This window comes from Mycobacterium sp. IDUB_5 (assembly GCF_055419565.1).
The window spans coordinates 172,240-187,989 of sequence record NZ_JBVAXX010000007.1; the positions used below are offsets into that span (position 1 = coordinate 172,240).

The 15,750-nt window shown below is 67.6% G+C and carries 16 protein-coding genes; 8 read left to right on the forward strand and 8 right to left on the reverse strand.

All coding sequences use genetic code 11. From position 1 onward, the window contains the following. Positions 1–6 precede the first annotated feature (6 nt). Positions 7–1,893 carry a translation elongation factor 4 gene (gene lepA / locus ACZY1G_RS23375; RefSeq protein WP_463823853.1) on the reverse strand — a complete coding sequence of 629 codons (1,887 nt, stop codon included), beginning with the start codon at positions 1,891–1,893 and terminating at the stop codon, positions 7–9. Positions 1,894–1,962: 69 nt separating this feature from the next. Between lepA and ACZY1G_RS23380 the strand changes: the two genes are divergently transcribed. Next, positions 1,963–2,574: a type II toxin-antitoxin system PemK/MazF family toxin gene (locus ACZY1G_RS23380; RefSeq protein ID WP_463817469.1), complete on the forward strand. Its 612-nt coding sequence runs from the start codon at positions 1,963–1,965 to the stop codon at positions 2,572–2,574. Here the strand turns inward: ACZY1G_RS23380 and ACZY1G_RS23385 are convergent. Together ACZY1G_RS23385 and ACZY1G_RS23390 are read right to left on the reverse strand one after the other, a co-directional pair. After that, positions 2,571–3,176, reverse strand: a complete 606-nt coding sequence (locus ACZY1G_RS23385) for a GNAT family N-acetyltransferase (RefSeq protein ID WP_463817470.1) — start codon at positions 3,174–3,176, stop codon at positions 2,571–2,573. The genes ACZY1G_RS23380 and ACZY1G_RS23385 overlap by 4 nt on opposite strands. 10 nt (positions 3,177–3,186) lie before the next feature. Next, positions 3,187–4,284, reverse strand: coding sequence for an LLM class flavin-dependent oxidoreductase (locus tag ACZY1G_RS23390; RefSeq protein ID WP_463823854.1), 1,098 nt, complete (start codon positions 4,282–4,284; stop codon positions 3,187–3,189). A gap of 147 nt (positions 4,285–4,431) precedes the next feature. Between ACZY1G_RS23390 and ACZY1G_RS23395 the strand changes: the two genes are divergently transcribed. The 4 genes from ACZY1G_RS23395 to ACZY1G_RS23410 are packed head-to-tail and all read left to right on the forward strand — an operon-like array spanning position 4,432 to position 8,420. After that, positions 4,432–5,427, forward strand: a complete 996-nt coding sequence (locus tag ACZY1G_RS23395; RefSeq protein WP_463817472.1) for a methionine ABC transporter ATP-binding protein — start codon at positions 4,432–4,434, stop codon at positions 5,425–5,427. Next, complete coding sequence (locus ACZY1G_RS23400; protein WP_463817473.1) at positions 5,424–6,113, forward strand: methionine ABC transporter permease; 690 nt, start codon at positions 5,424–5,426, stop codon at positions 6,111–6,113. Before ACZY1G_RS23395 ends, ACZY1G_RS23400 begins: the two co-directional genes overlap by 4 nt. A gap of 10 nt (positions 6,114–6,123) precedes the next feature. After that, complete coding sequence (locus tag ACZY1G_RS23405) at positions 6,124–7,026, forward strand: MetQ/NlpA family ABC transporter substrate-binding protein (protein ID WP_463817474.1); 903 nt, start codon at positions 6,124–6,126, stop codon at positions 7,024–7,026. A 35-nt stretch (positions 7,027–7,061) separates the two neighbouring features. Next, on the forward strand, positions 7,062–8,420 hold the full coding sequence (locus tag ACZY1G_RS23410; RefSeq protein ID WP_463817770.1) for an LLM class flavin-dependent oxidoreductase: 1,359 nt from the start codon (positions 7,062–7,064) through the stop codon (positions 8,418–8,420). On the opposite strand, the gene ACZY1G_RS23415 is transcribed toward ACZY1G_RS23410, so the two are convergent. Beyond that, entirely contained in the window at positions 8,407–8,835 is a 429-nt protein-coding gene (locus tag ACZY1G_RS23415; RefSeq protein WP_463817476.1) for a CBS domain-containing protein, read from the reverse strand. The genes ACZY1G_RS23410 and ACZY1G_RS23415 overlap by 14 nt on opposite strands. 118 nt (positions 8,836–8,953) lie before the next feature. Here ACZY1G_RS23415 and ACZY1G_RS23420 point away from each other — a divergent pair, with 118 nt between their 5' ends. Then, positions 8,954–9,976 (forward strand): aldo/keto reductase, encoded by a 1,023-nt coding sequence (locus tag ACZY1G_RS23420; protein WP_463817477.1) that lies wholly within the window; start codon positions 8,954–8,956, stop codon positions 9,974–9,976. A 40-nt stretch (positions 9,977–10,016) separates the two neighbouring features. Then, on the forward strand, positions 10,017–10,877 hold the full coding sequence (locus ACZY1G_RS23425) for a ribonuclease Z (RefSeq protein WP_463817478.1): 861 nt from the start codon (positions 10,017–10,019) through the stop codon (positions 10,875–10,877). On the opposite strand, the gene ACZY1G_RS23430 is transcribed toward ACZY1G_RS23425, so the two are convergent. The 3 genes from ACZY1G_RS23430 to ACZY1G_RS23440 are packed head-to-tail and all read right to left on the reverse strand — an operon-like array spanning position 10,861 to position 14,324. Further along, entirely contained in the window at positions 10,861–11,700 is an 840-nt protein-coding gene (locus ACZY1G_RS23430) for a transglutaminase family protein (protein ID WP_463817479.1), read from the reverse strand. The two genes, ACZY1G_RS23425 and ACZY1G_RS23430, sit on opposite strands and share 17 nt — an antisense overlap. A gap of 2 nt (positions 11,701–11,702) precedes the next feature. Beyond that, positions 11,703–12,677, reverse strand: a complete 975-nt coding sequence (locus tag ACZY1G_RS23435) for an alpha-E domain-containing protein (RefSeq protein ID WP_463817480.1) — start codon at positions 12,675–12,677, stop codon at positions 11,703–11,705. A gap of 12 nt (positions 12,678–12,689) precedes the next feature. Continuing rightward, positions 12,690–14,324: a circularly permuted type 2 ATP-grasp protein gene (locus tag ACZY1G_RS23440; protein WP_463817481.1), complete on the reverse strand. Its 1,635-nt coding sequence runs from the start codon at positions 14,322–14,324 to the stop codon at positions 12,690–12,692. A gap of 212 nt (positions 14,325–14,536) precedes the next feature. Between ACZY1G_RS23440 and rpsT the strand changes: the two genes are divergently transcribed. Then, the gene (gene rpsT / locus ACZY1G_RS23445; RefSeq protein WP_463817482.1) at positions 14,537–14,797 is read left to right on the forward strand and encodes a 30S ribosomal protein S20; all 261 of its coding nucleotides are present in this window, start codon (positions 14,537–14,539) and stop codon (positions 14,795–14,797) included. Positions 14,798–14,806: 9 nt separating this feature from the next. Here rpsT and holA read toward each other — a convergent pair whose 3' ends face one another. Beyond that, positions 14,807–15,748: a DNA polymerase III subunit delta gene (gene holA / locus ACZY1G_RS23450; RefSeq protein WP_463817771.1), complete on the reverse strand. Its 942-nt coding sequence runs from the start codon at positions 15,746–15,748 to the stop codon at positions 14,807–14,809. Between the last annotated feature and the right edge of the window lie 2 nt (positions 15,749–15,750).

The window sequence follows — 15,750 nt, forward strand, 5'->3', positions numbered from 1 at the left end:
TCGGGCCTACTTCTTGGCCTTGTCGGCCGAGGCGTCGGTGGACAGCGCAGCGACGAACGCCTCCTGCGGAACGTCGACCCGGCCGATGGTCTTCATCCGCTTCTTGCCTTCCTTCTGCTTCTCCAGCAGCTTGCGCTTGCGGGTGATGTCACCGCCGTAGCACTTTGAGAGGACGTCCTTGCGGATGGCCCGAATGTTCTCGCGCGCAATGATTTTCGAGCCAATGGCTGCCTGAACCGGCACCTCGAACTGCTGGCGCGGGATGAGCTCCTTGAGCTTGGTGGTCATCTTGTTCCCGTACGCGCTGGCCCCGTCCTTGTGGACGATCGCCGAGAACGCGTCGACGGCCTCGCCCTGCAGCAGTATGTCGACCTTGACCAGGTCGGCCTGCTGCTCGCCGGCCTCCTCGTAGTCCAGGCTCGCGTAGCCGCGGGTGCGGGACTTCAGCGAGTCGAAGAAGTCGAAGATGATCTCGCCCAGCGGCATCGTGTAGCGCAACTCCACGCGTTCCGGCGACAGGTAGTCCATGCCGCCGAGCTCGCCGCGCCGGGACTGGCACAGCTCCATGATCGTCCCGATGAACTCGCTGGGGGCGATGATCGTCGTCTTGACGATCGGCTCGTACACCTCGCGGACCTTGCCCTCCGGCCAGTCCGACGGATTGGTGACGACGAGCTCGGAGCCGTCGTCCTTGACGACGCGGTACACCACGTTGGGCGAAGTGGAGATCAGGTCCAGGTCGAACTCGCGCTCCAGCCGCTCCCGGGTGATCTCCATGTGCAGCAGACCGAGGAAGCCGCAGCGGAACCCGAACCCCAGCGCCACCGAAGTCTCGGGCTCGTACGTCAGCGCCGCGTCGTTGAGCTGCAGCTTGTCCAGCGCCTCGCGCAGATTCGGATAGTCCGAACCGTCGACCGGATACAGCCCCGAGTACACCATCGGCCGGGGTTCGCGGTAACCGGTCAGCGGATCGGTGGCGCCGCTGCGCGCGGTGGTCACGGTGTCACCGACCTTCGACTGGCGGACGTCCTTGACGCCGGTGATCAGGTAGCCCACCTCGCCGACACCCAGACCGTCGGACGCCTTCGGCTCGGGCGAGACGATGCCGACCTCGAGCAGTTCGTGGACGGTGCCGGTGGACATCATCTTGATGCGCTCACGGGGGACGATCTTGCCGTCGACGACGCGGACGTAGGTGACGACGCCGCGGTAGGTGTCGTACACCGAGTCGAAGATCATTGCCCGGGCGGGCGCGTCGGCGTCACCGGTCGGGGCCGGGACCTGGCGCACGACCTCGTCGAGCAGCTCCGTCACGCCGACGCCGGTCTTGCCCGACACCCGCAGGACGTCGGACGGCTCGCAGCCGATGATGTGGGCGAGCTCGCTGGCGTAGCGCTCCGGGTCGGCCGCCGGCAGGTCGATCTTGTTCAGCACGGGAATGACCGTCAGATCGCGATCCAGGGCCAGGTAGAGGTTTGCCAGCGTCTGGGCCTCGATGCCCTGGGCGGCGTCGACGAGCAGGACCGCGCCTTCGCAGGCCTCCAGCGCGCGGGACACCTCGTAGGTGAAGTCGACGTGGCCCGGCGTGTCGATCAGGTGCAGAACGTGCTCTTGGTCACCGACCTTCCAGGGCAGGCGCACGTTCTGTGCCTTGATCGTGATGCCGCGTTCCCGCTCGATGTCCATGCGATCGAGGTACTGCGCCCGCATGTCGCGGTCGGAGACGACGCCGGTGAGCTGCAGCATCCGGTCGGCCAGCGTCGACTTGCCGTGGTCGATGTGGGCGATGATGCAGAAGTTCCGAATCTGCGCCGGCGCGGTGAAGGTCTTGTCGGCGAAACTGCTAATGGAATTTCTCCTGGTGAGCGCGATACGGGTACCGGAAACGGCCAGTCCAGAGTAACGAGCACCCGCCCGCGCGACACAATCGAGCGCCGCGGGGACCGCCTACAGTGGGTTGTTATGGCGTCATCGTCCTCGCCCTTCAAGACGTTCCAGAGGCTGGTGTTCTCCGAGGCCCCCAAGCTGGTGCGGCATATCCAGCGGTCGGACTCGCTTCAGCGCGGGATCCAGCAGGGAATCCAGTACGGGCTCCAGCAGGGCCTGCGGCTCGGCATGGAGGTGATCTCCGGCTCGCAGACGTCGCCGCCCCGTGCGCTGCCTGCGGGGCGACCGGTGTCCAACACCTTCGTTCCAACCGCGCACCGCGCCCGCAGGGTCGCCTACGCCCCCGACCTCGACGGCCGCGCCGACCCGGGCGAGATCGTGTGGACCTGGGTGGTCTACGAAGACGATCCGACCCGCGGCAAGGACCGTCCGGTGCTGGTGGTCGGCAGGGACCGGGAGGTCCTTTTGGGGTTGATGCTGTCCAGCCAGGACCACCATCGTGACGACCCGAACTGGGTGGGTATCGGCAGCGGACCGTGGGACTACGAGGGTCGGGCCAGCTGGGTGCGGCTCGACCGGGTCCTCGACGTGCCCGAGGAGGGCATCCGGCGCGAGGGCGCGATTGTCGAGCGCACCACGTTCGAGGTGGTGGCGACCCGTCTGCGCGCCGAATACAGCTGGAGTTAGCGCGGCGCCCGCCACATCTGCCACATCGTGGGGCCGCCGCCGGGCACGGCGAGCTCTCCGGTGACCTCGAAACCGAACCGCAGGTAGTACGGCACGTTCGACTTCTTGGTGGACTCCAGGTACGCCGGGGCACCCTCGGCGTCGCAGCGGTCCAGCCGCGAGCGCATCAGCGCGTTGCCGAAGCCCGCACCGCGCACATCGGGGTCGCTGCCGATGACGGCGAGATACCAGTGCGGCTCCTCCGGGTGATGGCGCTTCATCAGCTCCGAGACATCCATGCCGCGTTTGGCCTCACCCCGCATCGCGAGCAGGAAGGTCGGCATCATCGCCAGGTCCTCGCGGGTCGTGGTCTTCCAGCGGCCGGGCGGATCCCACAGTGCGGCAGCGCCGAGCTCGCCGCCCCGGCTCGCCAGCTCGACGGCGTCGCCGGCGAGGAAGTGATGCCGTGTCATCGCCGCGAAGACGCGGGGCAGCGCAGCGGCGCGACGCCTGTCATCGGGCATCATCCACTGCATCACCGGGTCGTCGAGGAACGCCCGCCCGAGCACGCGCGACAAAGACTTCACATCCGGCCGGCGAGCCGCGCTGACCTCGATGCTCACCGGGGAAACCCTACGCCGCGGCGCCGATCCGCAGAAGCGGTACGACGCCCTTGCCGACGTGGCGGATCTCGTCGATCTGCGGGTAGCCCGACAGGATGAATTCCTGCGCCCCGGCCTCGATGTATCGGTCGAGGACCGCCGCGACATCGGCGTAGCTGCCTACGGCTGCGGTGCCGGCGCCGTCGCGCACCAGGCCCGGTCCGGCCCACAGGCCGGGCTCGATCTCCAGGCTGCGGGCGTCGCGCAACACACCGTCGGTCAGAGCCGCCATCCGCCGCTGCCCTTCGGACACGCTCGCCGAGTAGCGGGCGTGGGCCCTCGCCACCTGGTCCGGGGTCAGGTCCGACAGCAGCTCCTCGGCCCGCCCCCACGCCTGCGCGGCAGTCGGTCGGGCCACGGTGTGCAACCGGACCCCGTATCGCAGGGTGCGGCCGTACTCGGCAGCCGCGGCGCGCACGCGTGCGAACTTCTCGGCCACCTGCTCCGGTGTCTCACCCCACGTGAGGTACACGTCGGCGTGCCGGGCGGCCACCGCGATTGCCTCTGGCGACGAGCCGCCGAAGTAGACGGTCGGCCGAGTGGTGACCGGGTACGCGATCCTGGCGTGCTCCACGGTGTAGAACTCGCCGTCGAACGAGAAGTCGCCGCCGGCGAGGATGCCAGCCACGATGGTCAGGAACTCGCCGGTGCGGCGGTAGCGGGCCGCTTTGTCGACGTCGTCGCCGAAGCGGCGCATCTCCGCGTCGTCACCACCGGTGACGACGTTGAGCGCCAACCGGTTTCCGGTGAATCGCTGATACGTGCTGACCTGCTGCGCCGCCAGTGTCGGGGAGAGCACCCCGGGCCGGAAGGCGACGAGGAACTTCAGCGCACGAGTGTGCTGGGCCAGCGCCGCGGTGGCCAACCACGAGTCCTCACAATGGGATCCGGTCGGGGTCAGCGCGGCCTCGAAGCCGAGATCCTCGGCCGTGCGGGCCAGAACCGTGAGATTCTCCAGCGACGGCTCCAGATACGACGGCACCCGCGACCCGTCGGCGGCCTGATTGTCGGCGATCGTGGCGGTGTCGCCGTGCGTGGGCAGGTACCAGTGCAACGTCGGGCCGGCCATCACACCAGCCTCACCCGAATTCAACGTCACTGACCAGAGTTTCACCCACCGTGATCGGAAACCTCGATCTTCAATCCTGCTGCGCCACTTCGGATCATATTGAGCCATAGGCTGTGGACCAGCTGGCGATATCCGTAGCTTTCGTTCGTGATCGAGATCGAGAACCTGACGAAGAGGTTCGCAGACCGCACCGTGCTCGACGGCGTGAACCTGTCAGTCGGCGACGGGGAGATCCTTGCCGTCGTCGGGCCCAGCGGCGCCGGCAAGAGCACGCTGTCGCGGTGCATCAGCTTCCTGGAACGCCCCACCAGCGGCACCGTTCGCGTCGACGGCAAGGACTTCACCACCCTGTCGGCCGACCAGCTGGTGGAGGCCCGCCGCAGGATCGGCGTGATCTTCCAGTCCGCACCACTTCTGCGACGCCGCACCGTCGCCCAGAACGTCGCGCTGCCACTTCACTATCTGGGAGCCACCGACGAGTCGATTGCCCGGCGTGTCGGCGAGCTCCTCGACAGGGTCGGGTTGGCCGACCGCAGCGCGTCATACCCCGCGCAGCTCTCCGGCGGACAGAAGCAGCGGGTCGGTATCGCGCGCGCTCTCGCGCTCGGACCGTCGCTGGTGCTCTCCGACGAAGCCACCTCGGGCCTCGATCCGGCCACCACCAAGTCGATTCTGGCTCTGCTGAGTCATCTTCGCGACGAGTTCGGCCTGTCCATCATCCTGATCACCCACGAGATGGAGGTCGTCCGAGAGATCGCGGACTCCGTTGCCAGGATCGCCGACGGTCGCATCATCGAGAGCGGGTCCGTCGAGGACATCATCCTGAATCCCGAATCGCTGCTGGCCCATGAGCTCCTCCCCGACCGACCGAGCGTGGCCGTGCCGGCCGATGCAGACGTCTGGGAGATCTCCTACGCATCACGCGAAGTGCCGCTGGACTGGCTGACGACGATCCACGACGCGCCCGGCCTGTCCGGGGCGAGGGTCAGCGTCCTCAGCGCCAGCGTCGAGGCCATCCGCGGTATCGCGGTGGGCCGCGCCGTCCTCGCGCTGTCCCCCACGGCCCCAGCGGGTTTCGCGCGGTACCTGAGGGAGCGCGGCTTGCACGTGCGAGCCGCGGCCGCCACCGAGGCCGCGGCGTGACCACCACGCTGTTCGCCCAGGAAGACTTCAGCACACCGTGGCACAAGGTGCCCGAACTGCTGCTCCCCGCCTACGGGGAGACCTGGGTGATGGTAGGTATCACGATGGCCCTCGTCGTGCTGATCGGTATCCCGGTCGGCGTGATCCTGCACAACACCTCCGACCTCGGCTTGCACCCCGATCCTCGGGTCTTCACGGTTCTCAACACCATCGTCAACATCGGCCGCTCCCTGCCGTTCCTGATCCTGATGGCGGCCATCATTCCGGTGACGCGCTTCCTGGTCGGGACCACGATCGGCATCCCCGCGGCGATCGTGCCGATGACGACCGCCGGGGTGCCGTTCTTCGCGCGCCTGGTACAGAACGCGCTACGCGACGTGCGCTCCGATGTCACCGACATGGGTCAGGTCTCGGGAGGATCGACGCTGCAGGTGATCCGCACCGTCCAGTTGTCGGAGGCGCTGCCGGCCCTGGCCGGGGCGCTCACCGTCAACACCATCGCGATGATCGACTACTCCGCCATCGCCGGGTCGATCGGCGCGGGAGGCATCGGCAACCTGGCGATCACCTACGGCTACAACCGATTCGACGACAACATCATGATCGCCACCGCCGTCTCCCTGATCATCACCATCGCCGTCGTCCAGTTCGTCGGCGACCGCGTCGTCAAAGCCCTCACCCGCTGAAAGGACCCCCATGACCGACCAGATCAGCGCGCCTTCGGGCGCGGGTATCGACATCGACATCAAGAAGAAGAGGCGCTGGCCGTGGATTGCCGCGGCGGCCGTCGTCGTCCTCGCCGTCGCCGGGGGCGTCTCCTATGCGCAGCTCTCCAACAAGGACAAGCCGTTCGGCGCCACCTTGCCGGTGGCGACGTGGAGCACCGACATCGCTGCCGAGAACCTGCTGAGCTACATCGCCAACGACATCGCACCCGATCACGGGATCACGATCGAACCCGTCAAGATCGACAACCTGATCGAGATCAACCGCGCCGTCGACGCCGGAACGGTCGCCGGCAACTTCTTCGAGCACCAGCCGTTCCTCAACGACGCCATCGCCGCCAACGGTTTTCAGCTGACGCTCGCCGCGCCGACGTTCACCTGGGACCAGGCGACCTACTCGGACAAGTACCGCACCTGGAACCAGGTACCGAAGGGGGCCAAGATCGCGCTGCGCGACGATCCGGCCGGACAGGCCATCGCCCTGCTCGACCTCGCCTACGACAAGCAGATCACGCTCAAACCCGGCAAGGACACGCTCGCGGGTCTGCCGCAGCTCGATGACATCGCGTCCAACCCGAAGAACTACCAGTTCGTGCAGGTGCCGATCGGTCAGCTGGCCCGTAGCCTCGCCGACGTCGACGCCGTCGTGGTGCACATCTCCGATGTCTACGCCGCCGGTCTGACGGAGCAGCAGATCCTCGCCCGCGAACCTGCACCGAAAGGCAGCGAGGGCGGTCTCGTGGTGAGCAACAAGCACATCGACGACCCCAACGTGGTCAAGCTGATCGACACGTTCAAAGATCCGCGGATCGCGGAGTTCCTCCAGACGACCGACAACAAGCTGATCCGCGACACGCTGGGGCCGATCTCGTGACCGGTCAACGCCCGCTGTTCTATTCGGCGTTCGTGATGAACACCGCCTCCCATGTGCTGCACGGGTTGTGGCGGGCGCCGGAGGCGCGCAATCACGAGTTCAACACGCTGCGTCACTGGACGTCACTGGCATCGACTGTCGAGAAGGCCGGCTACGACCTGCTGTTCTTCGCCGACGTGTTCGGGTTGCGGGCACCGTGGAACGGCAACTGGCGCAAGGCTGTCGAGGGCGGCATCCAGGTCCCGGTCAACGACCCCTCCTCGCTCGCCTCCGCTCTGGCAGTGGTCACAGAGAACCTCGGCATCGTGTTCACCAGTTCGATCGTGCAGGACCACCCGTTCAACTTCGCGCGCAAGATGTCCTCGCTGGATCACTACACCGAGGGCCGGCTCGGGTGGAATGTCGTGACGAGCTTCAACGCCAACATGTTTCGCAGTTTCGGCCACGACGGGACGCTGGACCACGACGAACGCTACGAGTGGGCCTACGAATACGTCGACGTCACCTACAAGCTGTGGGAGGGATCCTGGGACGACGACGCGCTGCTGGCCGACAAGGCGCGCGGTGTTCATTCCGATCCGGCCGGCATTCACCGCATCAACCACGTCGGCAAGCGCTACTCGGTGGAGGGACCCCACTTCTCGTCGCCGTCGCCGCAGCGTACGCCGGTGCTCTTCCAGGCGGGCGCGTCACCTGCCGGACAACTGTTCTCAGCCCGTAACGCCGAGGGCGTGTACATCAGCAGCCCGAATCCCGCTGCTGCGCACTCGCTGACATCCGAAACGCGTGCGCTGGCCGCCGAGAACGGTCGCGATCCCGGCGATATCGCTTTCGCGCAGGGGCTTTCGTTCGTCATCGGTGACACCCATCGGGACGCGGTGCGCCGTCACGACGAGATCAAGCGCTTTCTCGACCTCGAAGGCGTTGCGTTGCATGCACTCGGCGACGCGGGAGTCGACGCGGGCCACCTCCCGCTGGACACCCCGCTGCGCGAGCTCGGCGAGTTCACCGGCGTGCAGGGATTCGCGCGGTGGGCCGCAGAGGCCTCGGGCAACACCGAGCCCACCATTCGCGACCTGGCCTGGGTCCTCGAGGGTGCCAACCGGGTCGTCGGCACCGCCGAGGAGATCGCCGACCAACTCGAGGAGTGGCGGGAGGCGGGGGTCGACGGCATCAACGTCTATCACGCGACGGTTCCCCAGTCCTTCCAAGAGGTCGCCGACCGGCTGTTCCCGACGCTGCGGGAACGCGGGCTGATCGCCACGGACAAGTCGGGAACGTTGCGGCACAAGCTGTTCGGGCGCGGGGATCGGCTGCCCGACAGCCACCCCGCGGCGGCGTATCGGGGGGCGTTCGCCGACAACTCGCTGCTGGACCCCGCTATCCCTGGGTGATGTAGTCCTGCAGCCGCTGCTGCTCGCGTTCCAGCTCCTCCATCCGGGTCTTCACGACATCGCCGATGCTGACGATGCCGCGCAGCCGGCCGTCGACGACAACGGGCACGTGGCGCACCCGGTTGGTCGTCATCAACGCACTCAGGTTGTCCACCGGATCGTCGGGTGCGCAGGTCGCGACGACGGTCGTCATGATGTCGGCAACGGGGCGGCGCAGCAGCTCGGCACCGACCTCGTGCAGGCCGCGCACGACGTCGCGCTCCGAGACGATGCCCTGCAACCCCTCGTCGGACATCACCACCATGGCGCCGATGTTGTGCACCGCCAGTTCGGTGAGCAGGCCCGCCACCGACGTCTCGGGAGTGATCGTCGCGACAGATGCGCCCTTGACACGCAGTACGTCGGAAATGCGCATCACCACCTCCTTGTGATGTACCTCACTCAGGGTACTCCCAGGGGCGGCCGGAACAGAACGCCTTGCCGGATCGGTTGCCTCTGTCCGAGGACGCGCGCACACGACCGAGAGGACCCCCATGTCACCCACCACCGCCCTCGGCGACCAGCTGACCGTCAGCTCTCTGGGGTTCGGCGGGATGGCGCTCACGCCGGTGTACGGCGGCGCCGTCGACGACGCCGAATCGCTGGCCACGCTCCACCACGCCGTCGACGTCGGCGTCACCTTCATCGACACCGCCAACGTCTACGGTTCCGGCGACAACGAGCGGCTCATCGCCCGGTTGCTCGCCGACCGCCGCGACGAGGTGACTCTGGCGACGAAGTTCGGCATCGTCGCCAACCCGGCCGGCACCGGCGGTCGCGTCGCTGCACGTGGTGACGCGGCCTACGTGCGGCAGTGCATCGACGAGAGCCTGCAGCGTCTGCAGACCGATGTCGTGGACCTGTACTACCTGCACCGGCGGGACCCCGCGGTTCCGATCGAAGAGACGGTGGGCGCCATGGCCGAGTTGGTGCGTGCAGGCAAGGTCCGCCACCTCGGGCTCTCCGAGGTCTCGGCCGAGGAACTGCGAACGGCCCACGCCGTGCATCCGATCGCCGCGCTGCAGAGCGAGTGGTCGATCTGGACGCGAGACATCGAGTCCGCGATCGCACCGACGGCGGCCGAACTGGGCATCGGCCTCGTGCCGTTCTCACCGCTGGGCCGAGGGTTCCTGACGGGCACGGTGCGTTCGGCCGCCGACATGTCCGACACCGACTTCCGCCGCACGATGCCGCGATTCGCCGGCCCCGCCCTGGAGGCGAACCAGCGGGTCGTGGACGCCGTCGAACAGGTGGCCGGCGAGGTCGGGGCCACCGCGGCCCAGGTGGCGCTCGCCTGGCTGCGTCACCGCGCGCAGGAACTGGGCGTGGCGAGCGTGCCGATCCCCGGCACCCGGCGCGCGGCCCGCATCGACGAGAACCTGGGCTCCCTGACGGTTGCGCTGACCCCCGATCAGGTCAGCGCGCTGGGGCGTGCGGGCGATGCCGTGACCGGCAATCGTTACGCCGACACGGCGGCAGTGCGGTCCAGCAGCGACGGGGACACGGCCGAGGAGTGATTGCGCCACGCCGGAACTGTCCTGGCGGTATACCTGCTCCATGATCGAAGTGACCCTGCTCGGCACCGGAAGTCCCATCCCAGACCCGCGCCGTGCGGGACCCTCGACTCTGGTGCGCGCCGGTGGACACACCTTCCTCGTCGACTGCGGCCGCGGCGTTCTGCAGCGCGCCGCGGCAGTCGGCGTCAGCGCGAACACAGTGACCGCGCTGCTGCTCACCCACCTGCACAGCGACCACATCACCGACCTGGGCGACGTGCTCATCAGCCGCTGGGTGGGCAACTTCGCCCCCGACCTGACACCGCTGCCGATCATCGGCCCGCCCGGCACCGCCGAGGTGGTACAGAAGACCCTCGAATCACTGCAGTTCGACATCGGCTACCGCATCGCCCACCATGCAGACCTGACCGCGCCACCGCCGGTGGAGGTCGAAGAAGTGACCGGCGGTGTGGTGTGGGGCCGCGACGGCGTACGGATCGTCGTCGGCCCGACCGACCATCGTCCCGTCGCACCGACGATCGGGTTCCGCATCGAGCACAACGGCGCCTCGGTGGTGCTGGCCGGGGATAGTGTGCCATGCCAGGGACTCGACGAATTAGCCTCCGGCGCAGGTGCATTGGTGCACACCGTGATCCGCAAGGATCTGATCGACGCGATGCCGATGCAGCGCATCCGCGACATCTGCGACTACCACTCGTCGGTGCAGCAGGCGGGCGAGACCGCGGCACGAGCCGGGGTCGGCATTCTGATCCTGACGCACTACGTGCCCGCGCTGGTGCCAGGGCAGGAGGACGAATGGCGCGCCCTGGCGGCGACGGCCTTCGACCGCCAGATCGAGATCGGCGACGACCTGCTTCGGGTCGAAGTGCACCCGGGCGTGTGCGTCAAGCCAGCCGGCTGATCTCCACCATGACGTCCAGGTCGGTGGAACCCTCGCCGGAGTAGATGCCCTTCAGTGGCGTCACGTCCGAATAGTCGCGGCCCACACCGACACTGATGTACTGCTCGGTGATCTCGGTGTCGTTGGTGGGGTCGTAGTGCCACCATTCGCCGGTCCACGCCTGAATCCACGCGTGGCTCTGCCCGTCGATCGTCTCGCCGATCTTCGCGTCGCGCTGCGGGTGCAGGTACCCCGACACGTAGCGCGACGGAATGCCCATGCCGCGCAACAACATCAAGGTCAGATGCGCGAAGTCCTGACACACTCCCTTGCCTTCTCGCAGCGCGTCCACCCCGGAGGTGTGCACGCCGGTGGTCCCCGGCACGTACTGCAGTTCGGCCTGCACCCAGCGCGCGGCCTCGATCACCGCCTCCGCGGGTTCGTGGTACTTGGCGATCCGCCGGCCGACGCGTTCGATCCGCTTGCTGGCCGGCACGTAGTGGGTCGGCGCCAGCATCTCGTCGTAGCGATCGATCACGGCCTCTCCGACGAGGTCGGTCCAGGACACCTTTTCCGCCGGCGCCTCAGGACGATCCGTCTCCACGACGGACGACGCGGTCACCTCGAGCTCGGTGTGCGGCGCGTGCAGGTCGAAGGCGGTGACGGCGGTGCCCCAGTAGTCGACGTAGCGGTACGACCGGGTCGCCGGAACCGTTTCGACACGGTTGAGGATGACATTCTGCCGCGAGTCCGAGCGCGGCGTGAGCCGCGCCTCGTTGAACGACGCGGTGACCGGGGACTTGTAGGCATAGCCCGTCGAGTGGACCACGCGCATCCGCCACATGCCTAGATCTCCCCTTCTTCGATCACCAGTGCGTTGCGTCCCGCATCCGTCCACGCCACCCACGGCGCGGAGTGGAAGTACTGCAGTGCCAACGACTCTCCGACATCGAAGACCGTCGTCTGCAGCGAAGCAAGCCGCTGCTCGAGTGATTCGAGCAGCACACCGGGCCGCAGGAATTCCAGCTCGCTGCGCGCCCGGCCGAGGAGTCGCTGCGCTTCGGCGGTGGCGCCGAGACGACCGTGCGGGCGATTCATCAGCTCGTCGAGGCTGTGTTCGGCGAGCCGCAGCGAATAGAAGATCGACCGCGGGAAGAGCCTGTCCAGCAGCATGAACTCCACGACCCGGCCGGCATCGAGGACACCACGGTAGGTCCGCAGATACGTGTCATGGGCACCGGCCGACCGCAGCAGCGTGACCCATGCCGGCGACGACGCACTGTCACCGACACGGGACAGCAGCAGACGGACCGTCATGTCCACGCGTTCCAGCGCGCGCCCGAGCAGCATGAAGCGGTAGCCGTCGTCGCGCGACAACGTCGAGTCGGCCAGTCCTGCGAACATCGCGGCGCGGCCCTCCACGTACGACAGGAACTCGTGGGGCCCGAGACGTTTCGCGGCGCGTTCCCGTTCGGCGAGCGCGTTGTAGGTGGTGTTCAGGCACTCCCAGATCTCGGTGGAGGTGACTTCTCGTGCACCACGGGCATTCTCACGCGCGGCGGAGATCGCCTCGACGATCGAGCAGCCGCCGTAGGTCTCCCTGCTGAACGCCACGACATCGGTGAGCGACCACACGTCGAGGACCTCGTCGGGCGGGTCGATGCCCAACACGCGCAGCAGGGTGCGCGAGGCCTGGTCGGGATCGACGCTGGAATCCTCCAGCAGCTGATGCACCGTCACATCGAGGATGCGCGCGGTGTCATCGGCGCGCTCGACGTAGCGCCCGATCCAGTAGAGGGATTCGGCATTCCTGGCCAGCATCGTCAACCTCCCCTACTGCTGCTGCTGTTGTTGCTGCTGATCGTTGGTCGACTCCGCCTTGCCGTTGCGGCTGCCGTTCTTGGCGGCTGCCGCAGCTCTTGGCAGGGAGCGCACGACCTCGGCGGCGCCCAGCTCCCGGTCGGCCACCGAGGTGCGCGAGGCCAGCACCCAGGTGTCTTTGGACCCACCGCCCTGACTCGAGTTCACGACCAGCGATCCCTCGGGCAGCGCCACCCGGGTCAGCCCGCCGGGCAGGACCCACACGTCGTCGCCATCGTTGACGGCGAACGGGCGCAGGTCGACGTGGCGGGGTGCGAGTTCGTCGTCGATCTGCGTCGGCACCGTCGACAGCTGCATCACCGGCTGGGCGATCCATCCGCGCGGGTCGGAGTTGATCTTCCTGGTGATCGTCGCCAACTCCTTCGGCGAGGCATCGGGTCCGAACACGATGCCGTAACCGCCCGAGCCCTCAACGGGTTTGATGACCAGCTCGTCGATGCAGTCGAGCACCTCTTCACGTTCCTCGTCGAGCCAGCAGCGGTACGTGTCGACGTTGGCCAGCAGGGGCTTCTCACCCAGGTAGTACTCGATGATCGTCGGCACGTAGGTGTAGACGAGCTTGTCGTCGCCGACACCGTTGCCGACGGCGCTGGAGATCACCACGTTGCCCGCGCGGGCGGCATTGAGGATGCCTGCCACTCCGAGGACGGAGTCGGGCTTGAACTGCATCGGGTCCAGGTAGTCGTCGTCGATGCGGCGATAGATCACATCGACCTGGCGCTCACCTTCGGTGGTGCGCATGTACACCGTGTTGTCGCGGCAGAACAGATCGCGACCCTCGACGAGCTCGACACCCATCTGCCGGGCGAGCAGCGAATGCTCGAAGTAGGCCGAGTTGTACACCCCGGGGGTGAGGACGACGACGGTCGGATCGGCGACGTTGTTGGCCGCGGCGTTGCGCAGTGCACGCAGGAGATGGGAGGCGTAGTCCCCGACGGCGCGCACCCGGTGCGTGGCGAACAGGTTCGGGAACACCCGCGCCATCGTGCGGCGGTTCTCCATCACGTAGGACACCCCCGACGGCGAGCGCAGGTTGTCCTCGAGGACCCGCCACGTGCCCTGCGAGTCGCGAATCAGGTCGATGCCGGCGACGTGGATGCGCACCCCGTTCGGCGGGGTGATGCCGACCGCTTCGCGGTGGAAGTGCTCGCAGGACGTGACCAGCCGGCGCGGGATCACTCCGTCGCGCAGGATCTCCTGCTCGCCGTAGATGTCCTCGAGATACATCTCCAGGGCTTGCACCCGCTGACGGATGCCGCGCTCGAGCCGGGTCCACTCGGCCGCCGAGATGACCCGCGGCACGAGGTCCAGCGGGAACGGCCGCTCCTGTCCGGACAGGGAGAACGTGATGCCCTGGTCGATGAAGGCGCGACCCAGCGCGTCGGAACGCGCCTCGAGGTCGGAGACGTCGGCAGGTGCCAGCTCCGAGTGGATGCCCTTGTAGGGGCCGCGCACGTTGCCGTTGGCGTCGAACATCTCGTCGAACGCCTGGGCGTAGGTGCCGAGCTTGTTGTATCCGCCGAAGATGCCCTCGTGCCGTCGGGCCTGCTTGGTGGTGCGTGTCGTCCGTGCGGTTTCTGTCGGCAAAGCTGTCGTACTCCTCCCGTACGCTGACGTGCGCAATGCATGCGCTCCAGATGCGCACCCTGCCATGCTGCAGCATTTCTGCCATTTCGGCAGGCCAGTGGCCTCCGTTTTGGGCGATGTCCTTGCTCGCTGCTAACCTGAGCAGTCGCTGCCCCCCGCGGGCGCCCCACAGACTCAACCAAACCCGTCGAGATTGCCGAAGGATTACACGCGTGGCCAACATCAAGTCGCAGGAGAAGCGGAACCGCACCAACGAGCGCCGCAGACTGCGCAACAAGTCGGTGAAGTCGTCGCTTCACACGGCGGTCCGCGGATTCCGGGAGGCCGTCGAGTCCGGTGACAAGGAGAAGGCCGGCGCGTTGCTGGTCGCGACCAGCCGCAAGCTCGACAAGGCAGCCAGCAAGGGCGTCATCCACAAGAATCAGGCCGCCAACCGCAAGTCGGCACTGGCCAAGGCGCTCAACAAGATCTGACGCACCGCGTCAATCGCTGGCCAGCGAGGCCACTGAGCGCACAGCCTTCTCCAGCGCGTAGTCGGCGTCCGCCGCCGCGCCTTTGACGTCGGCGTTGAGCGCTGCCACCACCCGCAGCGCCTCGGCCACCGAATCACGCGACCACCGCCGCGCCTGCTTCTGGGCTTTCTGCACGCGCCACGGCGGCATACCCAGTTCGCCGGCCAGCCGGTACGGATCTCCCGACAGCGGCGCCACCCTGGCGATCGTGTGGACCGCCTCGGCGAGCGCGTCGGCCAGCACGACGTGCGGTTCGCCGGCCATCATCGCCCAGCGCAGCGCTTCCGCCGCCCCGGCCACGTCTCCGACGACCGCTTTGTCGGCGATGTCGAAACCCTTCACCTCGGCTTTTCCGGAGTGGTAGCGACGAACGGCGGCGGCGTCGACCACGCCGCCGGTGTCGGCGACCAGCTGCGAGCACGCCGAGGCCAGCTCCCGCAGATCCGAACCGATGGCGTCGATCACGGCGGTCACGGTGTCGTCGGAGACCTTGGTGCGCAGAGCGCGGAACTCCTTGCGGACGAAGTCAGCGCGTTCACTGGCCTTCGTGATCCGCGCGCACGGGTGGACCTCGGCGCCCAGCTTCTTCAACCGATCGGCGAGCGCTTTCGCCCGCCCGCCGCCGGAGTGCACGACCACGAGCAGCGTCCCCTCGGGGAGGTCCGAAGCGGCAGTTTCGATGAGGGCGACCGCGTCCTTGCCCGCCTCGGCGGCCGCCTCGAGAACCACCACGCGCTCGTCGGCGAACAGTGACGGGCTGAGCAGTTCGGCAATCTCACTGACGCTGACCTCACCGGCCCGCATGCGGTCGACCGGGACGTCGGCTGTGCCCGCCGATGCGCGGGCTCGCGCCAGGACCACCGCGACAGCGCGTTCGACGAGCAACTCCTCATCACCGAGGATCAGGTGCAGGC